Genomic DNA, 12868 nt, shown 5'->3' on the forward strand with positions numbered 1-12868 from the left:
CCTTGCCAATTGATGCATGCCTGGCTATAGTCTCCGACAGAATTAACGAATCAGAAAAGAGTTCTAATTGGAACTTATGCACTGATTCTCTTTACTCAGCAATGACGCGATTGTGTGCTCTGGGCACGAAGATACACCCCGTGGCTGTCGGACGCAGGTCGCACTCGCCGTCTAAATCGCAGGGAGACAAAATGGGGGTATGTGAGTTGCACGACCTGAACTTTATTGCTGGTAAGTGGCATGCCGGACAACTGGACAGACACTTCGAGGTCTTTAATCCCGCTACGGCCGAGATACTTTCCAGCTATCCGCTGGCCGGCGAAGAGGATGTCCGACTCGCTGTCGCTGCTGCTTCAAAGGCATTTCCAGGATGGCGCCGCACTCCGCCTCAGGATCGAATTCAGTACCTCTTCAAATTCAGAGATCTCTTGATAAAGAACTCTGACGGGATTGCCAGGCTCACGACACAGGAAAATGGTAAGACCCTTGCTGAGGCTCGTGCCGAGCTGCAGCGTGGAATCGAAAATGTCGAAGTAGCCTGCGGCATTCCCACGCTCATGCAGGGTTATAACCTGGAGGACATCGCCTCCGGCATCGACGAAATCATGATTCGTCAGCCGATTGGTGTCACGGCCGCGATTACGCCTTTCAATTTTCCCTCGATGATTCCGCTCTGGTTCATGCCATATGCTCTGGCATGCGGCAATGCATTTATCCTCAAGCCTTCAGAGCGGGTTCCGCTTACTGCGCATCTGCTGATCGAGCTGCTTCACGAAACGGGCATTCCTGAAGGTGTAGTCGGAATGCTGACCGGCGGCAAAGAAACAGTGGACGGCCTGTTGCATCATCCTGACGTGCGGGCCATCAGCTTTGTCGGTTCCACTCCGGTTGCGCGTTATGTATATGCAGAGGGATCTGCGCAGGGCAAGCGTGTACAGTGCCAGGGCGGGGCGAAAAACCATGTTGTGGTCATGCCTGATGCCGATCTCGATATGACGGCAAAGATCGTAAGTGACAGCGCCTTCGGGTGCGCCGGTCAGCGCTGTCTCGCAGTATCGGTTGCGATCACTGTAGGCGAAACGTCAAAAACCTTCACCGACCGCCTCGTTGATCTTGCTTCAGGCCTTCGTGTTGGTAACGGTCTCGATGAAGGAGTCCAGATGGGACCGGTCATATCTCCTGCGAGCAAAAGTCGAATAGAGAAGCTGATCGATGGTGGGCTGCATCATGGAGCAAAAGCAATTCTCGATGGACGCAACGGTGTCGCCGATCATGCCGGCGCGTTTCTCCGGCCTACAGTACTGACGGATATTGGTTCCGACGATGAATTAAGAGATACAGAGATATTTGGTCCTGTGCTTTCGATTCAGCAGGCGTCGAACTTTGATGAGGCGCTGGCGATTCTCTCGCAGAGCAGGTTTGGCAACGCGGCTTCTATCTTTACCACCAGCGGCAACCATGCCCGCAGATTCCGATATGAGGCGCCCACTGGAAACGTCGGCGTAAATATTGGCGTCGCTGCTCCGATGGCCTACTTTCCATTCAGCGGATGGCGCGACAGCTTCCTGGGTGTCCTGCACGGCCAGGGCCGTGATGCCGTCGAGTTCTATACGGACAAGAAGGTAGTCATCGAGCGATGGCCGAAGAAATGGTCGCGGAAGTTTTAAAACTCAATATTCCTCAGTCGATCAAAACCGGCCACCGTTTAAAGGGAGAAAAGACAATGAGCCAGGATGTACAAACGAGCGTCGCGTATAAAAGCCCTCTCTATGAGATGACCCACACTACGCCTACATGCCTGTGGAATGATTCTGCGGCAGAATCCGAGCTGGCCTATTCCATGGAACACGGCGGAGTGGGAGCTACATGTAATCCGGTGATCGTTCTGGATGTACTGAAAAAAGAGTCACAGGTCTGGAATCAGCGCATTCGCGATCTCGCAATAGAAATGCCTCATGCAACCGAGGATGAGATTGGCTGGAAGCTGGTGGAGGAGATATCTGCAACCAGAGCGAAAATGCTTCTGCCTGTATTCGAGGCCCACAAGGGAAAGAATGGCAGACTGTCTATCCAGACCGATCCTCACAATTATCGAAATGCAAAAGCTCTGTTGGAGCAGGCACTGCGCTTTCATGCTCTCGCGCCAAACATGATCGTAAAAATTCCGGCAACCGCTGCCGGCATTGAAGCAATAGAGGAAGTCACATATCACGGCATCAGCATCAACGCGACCGTCAGCTTCACCGTCGCTCAAAGCATTGCTGTAGCCGAAGCTGTGGAGCGCGGTTTGAAAAGGCGGGAGAGTGAGGGAAAAGATATCTCGCAGATGGGATCAGTCTGCACAATCATGGTAGGCAGGCTCGATGACTGGCTCAAGGTAACGGCCGAGAAAAAAGGCATTATCCTCGATCCCGGCTATCTTGAATGGGCCGGCGTAGCTGCATTCAAAAGGGCCTGGCAGTTATATCGCGAGCGTGGATATCGCATCAGGCTTCTCTCGGCCGCATTTCGCAATCATATGCACTGGAGCGAGCTGATCGGCGGAGATGTGGTCATTTCTCCTCCGTACAAGTGGCAGGTACGCTTGAATGCGAGTGACATCGACGTTCAGAAGCGAATCGACAAGCCGGTCGATGCTCATATTGTTAACGAACTATTGGATAAGTTTGTCGATTTCCGGCGAGCATATGATGAGAAGCTGTTGCCTGTCGATGAGTTTGATGCCTTTGGGCCAACAGTAAGAACACTTCGCCAGTTTCTGGAAGCGACCCACGAGCTGGCTTCCCGGGTCAGAGACATCATTCTCCCGAATCCCGACTCTCTGCTCTGAGTTGCACAGAGAATGCGGTCGTATTGCTAGACCTGCAGCACTACTGAAGCCTTCTTCATCAGTGCTGCACGCATTAGCTGTGCAGATTTTTTTCCTGTTGCATCCGGGCAACGATCAGCAGAGCGTTTTAGGGTAAACGCCGAGTATTTCAGAGCCCGTTTTCGTAACGAGCACATCATCTTCAATGCGAAAGCCGCCAACGGATTCCGAATAGATTCCCGGTTCTACCGTAACCAGTGCGCCCTCTTCCAGAACCTCTTCTGACGATGGAGAGAGAAGATAGATAGACTCGTGGTAACGAAAGCCTAATCCATGCCCGGTCACATGTGGGAACAGCGATTCATAACCGGCATTGCGAATGACTTTGCGTGCGGCCTCGTCAACGTCAGCTCCCGTTACACCCGGTCGAATGGCAGAGATAGCAGCTTCCTGAGCCTCGCGAACGATATCAAATATCTTCCTCTGTTCCGGAGTTGGCCTGCCCGCAACACGAACGCGCGTTCTGTCAGCCCAGTATCCATCCGCAACAACGCCTAGTTCCAGCAATGCAATCTCGCCGTCTTCCAGCCTGCGCGTAGTTGAAATTTCATTTGGTCGGTAGCCACTGGCAGACTCCTTCGCGCCGGTGGCAACCTGAGCAAAGGCTCTGACCCGAACAGCGTCGTCAAAGCCGGAACCCTGGACCATCACTGCATGTTCTACTGCAGCTGCGAGTTCCACGCCGGAGATACCAACCTCCACGAGCTCCTCAAAAGCCCTAAGGCCAAATGAGGAGATCTCGCTGGCTCGCCGAAGTTTGTCTGCTTCAAAGGAAGTCTTCAGTGCACGCTCTGACTGAAGAAGGCGCGACGCGTCGATCAGCTCGCTGTCAGGAAATACGCTCTGAAGGAAGGCAGGGGTATTCACCGGAAGAAGGAGAAACTCAGCACAGTTCCAGGACGGTGCCGTGGTGTGGAAGCTTCCTTCGTAGCCGATTCGCTTCCATGACAAACCAGAGGAGGCTTCCTGCAGGAGACTCTTCACTGCAGACAGACATTCCGGCGCCTCCAGTATGCCGTATGGGTATCGCAGCGTCTGGACAGTTTCAAAGAGTTGCTTCGCATCTCCCTCATAGCACTCCGGAAGAATGCAGACAGGAGCACCATGCAAAGGGAAGACCAGAACAGAAGCTCCAATCATCGGCCAAAATCCGCTGAGAAGGAGAACGTTCTCGGGAAGGCTTACTACAAGAGCATCCAGCCCCTGGGCTTCCATAGCCAGACGCATCCTGTTCAGCCGTTCCATTACCGACATTGAATTACCTTTCTCCGCGCCTTATATGCGCCAATGCAGAAAGAATATCAGCCTGCATCGATAAATCCGGGGTACAGCGTCATGCCGCCATCAATATATAAGGTCGTGCCATGAACATAATCCGATTCATCAGAAACAAGCCAGACAACGGCTCTGCTCACATCCTCGGGCTCGCCAATTCTTTTGCTTGGAATAAGCTTTAAAAGTGCACTCTCGAATACTTCAGGCGAGGTGAGCTTCTCCACGTTCATTGGGGTTCTTATTGCCCCGGGGGATATGGCGTTTACCCGAATCCGCAGATGCGCAACCTCCTGTGCCAGGCTCTTCATAAACAGCATCAGTCCGCCTTTGGCTGCCGCATAGTTTGAGTGACCTGCCCATGGAATGATGTCATGTACGGAGCTGACCAGAAGCAGCTTTCCGCACGCATAAGAGATGGAGCGATCAATACCCTGTCGCTTGAATATTCGTACTGCTTCGCGGCAGCAGAGAAATACCCCGGTAAGGTTCACACCGATAACCCGCTCCCACTGTGCCAGCGTCATTTCATCCACGTGAGCGTTGAGTTGTAAGGCCGAGTTGGGAATGCAGATGTCCAGGCGGCCGAAGGTCTCCATCATAGCGCTGAACATCGCCAGGACTTCGTCTTCTTTGGACACATCCGCTCGGAACGCAATCGCTTTGGCGCCCAGTGCGTGAATTTCAGCAACTGTAAGACGAGCACCTTCTTCATCGCTGTTGTAGTTCACCAGAACGTCTGCACCAGCTTTGGCCAGGCCGATCGCAATATCCTTGCCCAGCCCCTTACTCCCGCCGGTCACCAGCGCCTTTTGTCCAGTCAGAACTCTGTGAATAGATGCAGGGGGCATCTCATTCGGAGGGGTATAGTTCTCACTCGATGACATTTGCAGTCCCTCCGGTCTTCATAGCGTACATCTCTCCGGCATGCAGCTCCGAAGTCTGAATAAATCGACGCCGCCAATCTGTCTGATCCAATAGCGCAAAGACTTATCAGGGGCAGTTGCTACTCGACAACATTCCATTTTGTCACTGTAACGACGGCAACAGGATCATTTCCTGCAGCTCTGAGCGCTGCAAACTTCTGAAAGTGAGATGTTGCCAGATGTGCTTCCAGCGCAGCCTGGTCCCTGAATTTTTCATAAAACAGAAACCTGCCGGAATGTTCCTGATTGCGATGGAGCAGATACGTCAGACAGCCCGGTTCTTCGCGTGTTGGAGCAACCAGTGCCAGCAGGGCTTTCTCAAGCTCCAGTTCACGGCCTGGAACTGCTTCCATATGTACATCCAGAACAACAGCATGATCCATGGGCATCATCTCCTGCTTATGCAAAAAAAAGTCCTGACACATCAGGGAAATTGTGTACGATTCGGCTGTCTGTATTCATGATTCGTGCTCGGACAAACAGCCTCATAGAGAAAGCACGTTGCTTCTGGCTATCCTTCCGGATACATCAGGACCTTAAGCGCTTTCCTGTCTCTGCAGAGCTCAAATGCTTTTCGCCATTCGGAGATAGGGAGCTTGTCTGAAATCAGATCGTTCAGCCTGATTCGCCCTTCCGCGTAGATCTTCATCATCCGTTCCCACGTCCGCGCCGTATAGCAGACGGAGCCGTTCAGTTTGAGCTGCTTATAGAAAATCTGATCGATCGGAAACTGAATATCCTGTCCGCAGATCGCGACCTGCATATAGCGCCCCATCGGGCGAAGCGATTCGAGGCAGCCGCGAACGGAATCAGGATGACCCGCGCACTCGAAGGCGACATCGATGCCTTCTCCTTTGGTTAGTTCCTGAACGGCATCACTCAGCTTTTGTTCCCCTACATTCACAACCGCTGCTGCGCCAAAGCGAAGGGCGGCATCCAGACGCTCACCGTCGCCGGCGGCTCCGGCAACAATTGTCTTGACGCCTTCGGCTGCTAATAACTTCAGACATAGAAGCCCGATAGGTCCAGGGCCCGAAATGAGTGCCGTGTCGCCGATTCTGACATCGGAAATTTCCGTCACTGCCTGAACAGCAGCAGCAAACGGTTCACTCATCGCCGCCTCTTCCAGAGTGAAATTGTCAGGAATCCGGTACAGTTGATCGGGGCGCATAACAACATAACGGGCAAATGCGCCATTCACGCCGTGTCCCATGCCTCTGCGGTTAGAGCAGAAAATAAAATAGCCCGATCGGCAGTAGTGGCACTCACCGCAGGTAACAGCGGTCGCGCCCAGGCCTGCCACGCGCTCACCCGGCGTGACGGCACCATTTACATTCCTGCCTACCTCAACAACGGTTCCCGAGAATTCATGACCAAGAATGACTGGCGGATAGTTGCGGAAGGTATCGTGAAGTACATGAATATCCGTGCCGCATAACCCGCAATATGCGATCTCAAGCTTTACCTGCGAATCGCTGCATTTGGGTTCGTCAACGTCGCGGATATCGACATTTCCATCGCCACTTGCGTATTTAACAAGAGCCTTCATTCGTTGATCCTTCTAATGCCTTCTCCATTCGGTTGCTGACAGCCTTCCGTATTCATTTGCCGGTATGGAAACGGCATTCCGATCCGCATAAGCTCTCCCGCGGTTGCACCGCTTTACCTTTCGGTCCGAATGAAGATTGATCCATGCGGTGAAGTCCATGCAGTTTCAGAAGAGCTATCCGTTAAGTTCCTGATAGAACTATTTTCCAGTCCATGACTTAGCTACTATAAGTCCGATTCAGCATGTTAGCAATATGCTTCGCAGACAGGGCAAATACTTGTTCATACTGGAACCGCTTGCATGGGAACTGCTCAGAATCCGTCATAAAGTGGCAGACAGAAATCATGGTTTTGAACTCATTTGTCGGTGTTATTTATGAAGTCGTTACTATACTGAGCATCTACTGAGCGAAGCACTTCCTGTGCCTGGATCGGGGATGTACAAAGCTCAGGTCGGTTGTATCCACGCCTTTCTGATAGAAGGATTTCCGGCTGTATCCAGGCGTTGCATCTGATCCTCGGTGAGAGTTACCTCAAGTGCCGCAATGTTTTCCTGGAGTTGTTCCGTCCTGCTGCCGGCGATGATGGGCAGTACGGATGGTTTGCTCTGTCGCATCCACGCAATGATCGTCTGAGTGGGGTCACAGCCGGCTTCATTCGATACTGCCCGAAGTACTTCCAGTCGCTCGACTGAATCAGGCCCCGCGAACTGAGCCGGAATTTCGCGATCGGCGCGCGTATAAGCTCCCTGAAGAAGAATCGAATATCCGACAAGTGTGATTTCATGATGCGTGGCATAGTCCTTGAGGTCATCGTCGATAAAAATCTGGGGCCCAAAGTCCGCACCGTGGCGTGGGCGCAGATAGGTATACCTTTGCTCAACTACCGAATAGGGCGTCCAGCCGTGCATGCCGGCCGTCAGATTCGCTTCTGCAATACGCCAGAGGGCAAGATTACTGGCGCCCAGCGCGCGAACCTTCCCGGCCTGAATCAGGCGATCAAAGGCCTCCATCGTTTCTTCCAGAGGAGTGTCACGATCGTCTCGATGGGCCTGATACAGATCCACTCTGTCAGTCTGCAGCCGCTTCAGGCTCATCTCGCATTCGCGCTGGATTTCAGTGGCTCGTAAACCGCCAGGAGAGCCGGGGTAATCGAAGGCCAGCTTGGTAGATACGACCACCTCGTCACGATTACGGCGCTCTTTCATCCATTGGCCAATCGTCGTCTCGCTTTCTCCACCTTTACATCCGGGATACCAGCTCGCATAGAAGTTCGCAGTATCCAGGAAATTACCGCCCCGCTCCCGATAAAAATCAAAGAGAGCAAAGGATTGATCGCGATCGATCTTGCTTCCAATCAGATCTGTTCCCAGCGCGAGAGAGCTCACTGTTACATTTGATTGCCCGAGCCGAACCCTTTTCACACGCGATCTCCAAATGCACGGAAGTGATATACGTCTGCGGTAGAAAAAGCAGAGAGCCGAAAGCTATCTGCTGTATGTGGAAAGGTAAACACCCCCCACCATAACAATCGCGCCAATAATGTTCAGCGGCCCGACTTTTTGGATCGGAGAATCGAGCCATCCGAAATGAGAAAGAGCCATTCCGCCCAGAACCTGGCCTGCGATAAGCGTGATGAAAACTCCGCGAGCTCCCACATGAGGAAGCATCCAGGCAATGGCGAATACAAGGCATGCGCCCAGTGCTCCAGCCGTCAAAAGCAAAGGGTGCACCTGCTTAAAGCCGCTCAGAACGCCGCTCTGCCATCCTGTCAGGCCGATCAGAACTGCAGCACATGCGCCGATGCACCAGAAAACTGCATTCCCGACACGTGCATTATTGATGACGCTTCCTACCTTCCCATTCATGGCTAAATGCACGGCCAAAACGATTCCAAGCAGGACAGTGAAGAGGTAAAACTGAAGTTTCATCCTTTTGCTCCTGGCGCGATAACCGATCAAAAAAGCTGTTCAGCAGGTCTTTACCCGCATTCACTCCGTGAAGCGGAAAGTTATCACTCATATATAGCAGCAATAACTATCCTGTAGGCCACTGGTAACTTTGCTAAAGCAGGAATCCGGTTAAGTTCCCATATGAACAAAATACCAAGTGACGTATAAACTGAAGCTGACGGTATACCCGGATTTCTTTTCGTGTCAAGGTGGTTTTTGGACGCCGAAGAATAATCATTTCCTGAGCCGCTTTTATGATTCGGAAAATGGGGATCCAGCCTGCGATGTTGGGCTTACGTTCTGCCGCTGTGCCCTCTGTCTGCGTCAGAAAGTAATCGCAGCGACCACCTTCACAGGGAATGTGGCCTGACCTTCAACCGGGATCGATGGAGCCGTCGAGGTCAGCTCTCCACCAGAAGAAGAGGACGCGTGCATCGTGAAAGACCGCGGAACGGCGGCGCCTTCATAAAAGCGCGCAGTTGCGGAAATACTCATCGTGCCTATACTTCCGGCGGGATAAGTGCTCAAAAATGCATCATTTGCAGGGCTTGTTGTGATTGCTCCGGGTGCAACATGCCATGCTACCCAATAGGTTGCGTGAAGCGGGGTGATCGGTGTTTGATTCGGAGGTATGGTCCCCACCACAGTTCGCGTAATGCTCTCGATTACGCAGCCTCCACGAGGAGAGGGCTTTGAAAGATGCCACTGTCTCACCCAGGAGCTCGCGTTCGGCCCGCCGGAAATCGTTTTATAGCTCAGTATCTGGCCCTGCAGGTTGAGGCCGTTCACCGTGATCTGAGTTGGAATCAGGCTGCCTGTTGCTGAGACGGTGCCATTATCCAGAGAGAACTGGCTCACTTTTGATGGAAGGGCCTCTGCACGGAAGCTCTGCCGCCAGTCGCCGGTTGCCACCCAGGCAGCAGCCTTCGACGGACGGATATCGGAAGAAATCCAGTTATCGGAATTGGCCGTGGAAAAGCGGACGAAGTATCTCATTGCGCTCGATGCAGTATTGAGATCCACTTCGGAATCAGCAGACTCGCCGAAATCCCAGATAGCACCGCCAACCTGAAGAACCGCGTTCATACCAGGGGAAGCAGATCTCTGCCCATGCTGGCCGGAACGAACAATATCGCCTGCGGTCCCCAGTTGAACTGTAGTTTCGCCTCTGCTGTCATCGAACAGATAAACCAGTGTGAACGGTGTGCCATCCGGAATGCGGTCTCTCGAGTAATATCCGAACACCGGTCCCTCATGGACGTGAATCCCCTTTACATGGCCGGTGATAGTCACCCTGACTGTAGCTGCCCGCGCGGTTGCCATCAGGCAGATCGCGGCAAGTAAAACAAAGCCTCTCTTCATATGTCCTCAGTGAGTGGATGCTTCCGGATACGGAAAATGTCAGATACTCCCGGCGGCTGACAGATTAAACGAGACTATGACAACAAATAAACGGAGCTGTCCAATTCCGCGCTCGAATAATAGTTCAGAATGCGGCATTGCAGCAGCGACAGAATCCATGCCCTCTTGTACGCAACACAGCATTGGCATTGAGTAAACTCAGTTGCGATTGCGCGGCTTCCGTTCTTTGTTCTTCGGAGGGGAAACTGCTTGACAGTCCGGAAAGTGCAGGTATAACGTCGCGTACAGTTTAAGACCATTGAAACTAGTTCATACCGGAACTGAAGCGAGAATCGGTAAGGTAGCCGCCGCAGTTCAGTGTGCTGTGCCAACAAATAATTCAGATGTGTAACTGAGGGATAGGCAATACGCTTATGAACCTTCCATCGAAGATTGTCGTTTTGCTCAGAGCCACTGGAGTAGCTATGGTTCTCCTGGTATCGACAGTCACAGCAGTAAGGGCGCAGGCGCCGGCAGTCGATCCCGCCGCGGCTGCAAGAGGCAAGGGAATCTTCGGTGCGAATTGTTCCTTTTGCCATGGCGCGCAGGCGACAGGCACGGAACAGGCGCCGAATCTTCTGAGAAGCCCGCTGGTGTTTCAGGATAAAGGCGGCGATGTTCTGGGGCCATTTCTCAAAACGGGCCGTCCAACGCTTGGCATGCCATCGTTCGCCTCCCTGGCCCCCGCTCAGGTATCGGATATCGCTGCCTTCCTTCATCAGCGCCTTACAGAAGTTCGGGGCAAACGTCTCCCGGAGGCCGCACTGCTGGTAGGCAATGCAGATGCGGGCCGCGCGTACTTCAATGGACCAGGAAAGTGCAGCACCTGTCACTCTCCCACCGGAGATTTAGCCGGCATCGGTACAAAGCTGCAGCCCCTCGCCCTGACAACTGCGTTTCTTACGCCGCAGGCAAAGCCGGAGCAGGTTCGTGTCACCCTCCCCTCGGGAGAGGCGGTATCCGGAACGCTGAAGTTCATGGACGAATTTACCGTCGCTCTGATCGATTCATCCGGCACGTATCACTCATGGGTACGATCCTCCGTGAAGTCCGTGGATGTGACCGATCCGCTCGCGGCTCACAAGGAAATGCTTCCGCACTATACCGATACAGAGATTCATAACCTGCTGGCATATCTGGTGACACTGAAATGAAACGTCTGCTTCTGTTCTCGTCGCTGATCTTTGCCCTGTTCCCCCCGACCCTGCCCGCGCAAAACGTGGATTCGGCGACCCTGCTTCATCCCCCTGCCGATTCATGGCCGACATACAACGGAGAGTATTCCGGCCAGCGCTTCAGCAAGCTCGATCAGATCAACTCTTCCAACGTCAATTCGCTTGCTCTGGCGTGGGCAAGCCATTTCGACTTTGGCGCACAGTCTTTTGCCCAGCAGGCGAACGAAGGCCGTCGTATCAAAGCCAGCCCGCTCCTCGTCGACGGAGTGCTTTACTTCACGATCACAGACAATGTGTGGGCCATTGATGCCCGCTCCGGGCGCGAGATATGGCACTATGCGTGGCCAAACAACAATGCGATCCATGTCGCCAACCGCGGCCTTGGAATCTACGGCAGCTGGCTCTACTTCATGACCCCGGATGACTATCTGGTCTCGCTCAATGCAAAAGACGGCACGGAGCGCTGGAGAGTACAGATCGCTGACGTCAAGCAGGACTTCTTCTCCGCTTCAGCCCCTCTCATCATTGGAAACCACGTCCTCGTGGGGCCTGGAAACAACGACGACATCCGCGCCTTTCTGGAGTCGAGAGACCCTGCTACGGGAGCACTGCAGTGGCGCTGGTGGGTTGATCCCGATCCCGGCGCTCCCGGCTCCCAGACGTGGAGCGATAACGCGACCATGATGAAGGGTGGTGGATTTCCCTGGTTGAATGGTACCTATGATTCTGAGCTGAACCTCTACTACCTGGGAACCGGCAATGGCGTCCCTATGGACCGCCCTCCGCATCCCACACCCGACGGAGACAGTCTCTACACCGCATCGATCGTAGCGCTGAACCCCGATACTGGGAAGCTGGTCTGGGCCTATCAGGTTACCCCGCATGATACGCACGATTACGATGCGGCGCAGATGCCGATCCTTTTCGACGCCGAGTTCAACGGGAAACCCCGCAAGCTTGTCGCTCAGATATCCAGAAACGGATACTTCTTTCTGCTCGACCGTGTCACCGGTGAACATCTCCTGACGACGAAATTCATGCCCCAGACCAACTGGGCCAAAGGAATCGATGCTCAGGGACGTCCGATTCCGGACTACACGAAGGATGCCAATCCTCCCGGTGCTCTGGTCTCGCCCTATCCCATCGGTGCGACAAACTGGTGGGCGCCAAGTTACGATCCTAAGCTTGGTCTTCTCTATGCGAACGCCGCGCGGACATGGGCTTACTTCACGACTGCGGGCTATGGCCGCTTCCGCTTTCCGCCGCAGTATGTCACCGTGGCCATCGACTATAAGACGGGAAAGGTCGTCTGGTCGCACGAACTGGGCGATCAAAGCGCTGTGCTGATCGCTGGGCTCATCACCACAGCCGGCAACCTTCTCTTTACCGGCGACTCGACCGGAAATTTCATGGCTCTGGACCCCTCCACGGGCAAAACTCTGTGGCACGTCGGTCTCGGTCAATATGTCACAAACGCCCCCATCACTTACATGCTTGACGGGCGCCAGTATGTTCTGGTGGCCGCCAACGACACATTTTTCGCATTTGCTCTGCCGGAGCCACCGGCAGGGGCAGGGCAGAGCGCATCGGCGAAACACCGCTGAGGGAACAGAGGATTTCGAGTCGTCTGAAAGAACAAACGACCAAACGATGCAGACGGCATCCACACGGGCAGGGAAGAAGCTGATATCCGGCTCGGGCAAATATCGGGAAGGAGCGTAGGGAT

The 12868-nt window shown here is 53.7% G+C and carries 11 protein-coding genes; 4 read left to right on the forward strand and 7 right to left on the reverse strand.

Translation table 11 applies throughout. The features are described 5' to 3' along the window. The first annotated feature begins 2 nt into the window (after positions 1-2). Both D0Y96_RS15115 and D0Y96_RS15120 read left to right on the forward strand, forming a co-directional pair. Positions 3-1667, forward strand: a complete 1665-nt coding sequence (locus tag D0Y96_RS15115; RefSeq protein ID WP_252263819.1) for a CoA-acylating methylmalonate-semialdehyde dehydrogenase — start codon at positions 3-5, stop codon at positions 1665-1667. Beyond that, positions 1637-2830 (forward strand): transaldolase family protein, encoded by a 1194-nt coding sequence (locus D0Y96_RS15120; RefSeq protein ID WP_199480354.1) that lies wholly within the window; start codon positions 1637-1639, stop codon positions 2828-2830. The genes D0Y96_RS15115 and D0Y96_RS15120 overlap by 31 nt, the downstream gene beginning before the upstream one ends. A 114-nt stretch (positions 2831-2944) precedes the next feature. Here the strand turns inward: D0Y96_RS15120 and D0Y96_RS15125 are convergent, their stop codons facing one another. The 7 genes from D0Y96_RS15125 to D0Y96_RS15155 all read right to left on the reverse strand — a co-directional run bounded on the left by D0Y96_RS15125 (position 2945) and on the right by D0Y96_RS15155 (position 9928). After that, entirely contained in the window at positions 2945-4123 is a 1179-nt protein-coding gene (locus D0Y96_RS15125; protein WP_117301510.1) for a M24 family metallopeptidase, read from the reverse strand. 47 nt (positions 4124-4170) lie between these two features. Beyond that, complete coding sequence (locus D0Y96_RS15130; RefSeq protein ID WP_117301513.1) at positions 4171-5028, reverse strand: SDR family oxidoreductase; 858 nt, start codon at positions 5026-5028, stop codon at positions 4171-4173. 119 nt (positions 5029-5147) lie between these two features. Further along, on the reverse strand, positions 5148-5450 hold the full coding sequence (locus D0Y96_RS15135) for a putative quinol monooxygenase (RefSeq protein WP_117301925.1): 303 nt from the start codon (positions 5448-5450) through the stop codon (positions 5148-5150). Positions 5451-5578: 128 nt separating this feature from the next. Then, on the reverse strand, positions 5579-6616 hold the full coding sequence (locus D0Y96_RS15140; protein WP_117301516.1) for a zinc-dependent alcohol dehydrogenase: 1038 nt from the start codon (positions 6614-6616) through the stop codon (positions 5579-5581). A 447-nt stretch (positions 6617-7063) separates the two neighbouring features. Then, a complete protein-coding gene (locus D0Y96_RS15145) occupies positions 7064-8038 on the reverse strand; it encodes an aldo/keto reductase (RefSeq protein WP_215601629.1) in 975 nt (324 codons plus the stop codon). 63 nt (positions 8039-8101) lie between these two features. After that, a complete protein-coding gene (locus D0Y96_RS15150; protein WP_117301521.1) occupies positions 8102-8545 on the reverse strand; it encodes a DMT family transporter in 444 nt (147 codons plus the stop codon). Between the two features lie 345 nt (positions 8546-8890). Beyond that, positions 8891-9928, reverse strand: a complete 1038-nt coding sequence (locus D0Y96_RS15155) for a hypothetical protein (RefSeq protein ID WP_147325087.1) — start codon at positions 9926-9928, stop codon at positions 8891-8893. A 464-nt stretch (positions 9929-10392) separates the two neighbouring features. On the opposite strand from D0Y96_RS15155, the gene D0Y96_RS15160 reads away from it, so the two are divergent. Together D0Y96_RS15160 and D0Y96_RS15165 are read left to right on the forward strand one after the other, a co-directional pair. Next, positions 10393-11121: a c-type cytochrome gene (locus D0Y96_RS15160; RefSeq protein WP_158562421.1), complete on the forward strand. Its 729-nt coding sequence runs from the start codon at positions 10393-10395 to the stop codon at positions 11119-11121. Then, the gene (locus tag D0Y96_RS15165; RefSeq protein WP_117301528.1) at positions 11118-12746 is read left to right on the forward strand and encodes an acido-empty-quinoprotein group A; all 1629 of its coding nucleotides are present in this window, start codon (positions 11118-11120) and stop codon (positions 12744-12746) included. The genes D0Y96_RS15160 and D0Y96_RS15165 overlap by 4 nt, the downstream gene beginning before the upstream one ends. Positions 12747-12868: the final 122 nt, after the last annotated feature.

The sequence above is a fragment of the Paracidobacterium acidisoli genome (genome assembly GCF_003428625.2).
GTDB lineage: Bacteria > Acidobacteriota > Terriglobia > Terriglobales > Acidobacteriaceae > Paracidobacterium > Paracidobacterium acidisoli.

Coding starts and splice junctions, on each gene's coding strand:
- D0Y96_RS15120 (WP_199480354.1), top strand. CDS start 1,637: ATGGCCGAAGAAATGGTCGCGGAAGTTTTAAAACTCAATATTCCTCAG.
- D0Y96_RS15140 (WP_117301516.1), bottom strand. CDS start 6,616: ATGAAGGCTCTTGTTAAATACGCAAGTGGCGATGGAAATGTCGATATC.
- D0Y96_RS15125 (WP_117301510.1), bottom strand. CDS start 4,123: ATGTCGGTAATGGAACGGCTGAACAGGATGCGTCTGGCTATGGAAGCC.
- D0Y96_RS15160 (WP_158562421.1), top strand. CDS start 10,393: ATGGTTCTCCTGGTATCGACAGTCACAGCAGTAAGGGCGCAGGCGCCG.
- D0Y96_RS15165 (WP_117301528.1), top strand. CDS start 11,118: ATGAAACGTCTGCTTCTGTTCTCGTCGCTGATCTTTGCCCTGTTCCCC.
- D0Y96_RS15155 (WP_147325087.1), bottom strand. CDS start 9,928: ATGAAGAGAGGCTTTGTTTTACTTGCCGCGATCTGCCTGATGGCAACC.
- D0Y96_RS15150 (WP_117301521.1), bottom strand. CDS start 8,545: ATGAAACTTCAGTTTTACCTCTTCACTGTCCTGCTTGGAATCGTTTTG.
- D0Y96_RS15130 (WP_117301513.1), bottom strand. CDS start 5,028: ATGTCATCGAGTGAGAACTATACCCCTCCGAATGAGATGCCCCCTGCA.
- D0Y96_RS15135 (WP_117301925.1), bottom strand. CDS start 5,450: ATGGATCATGCTGTTGTTCTGGATGTACATATGGAAGCAGTTCCAGGC.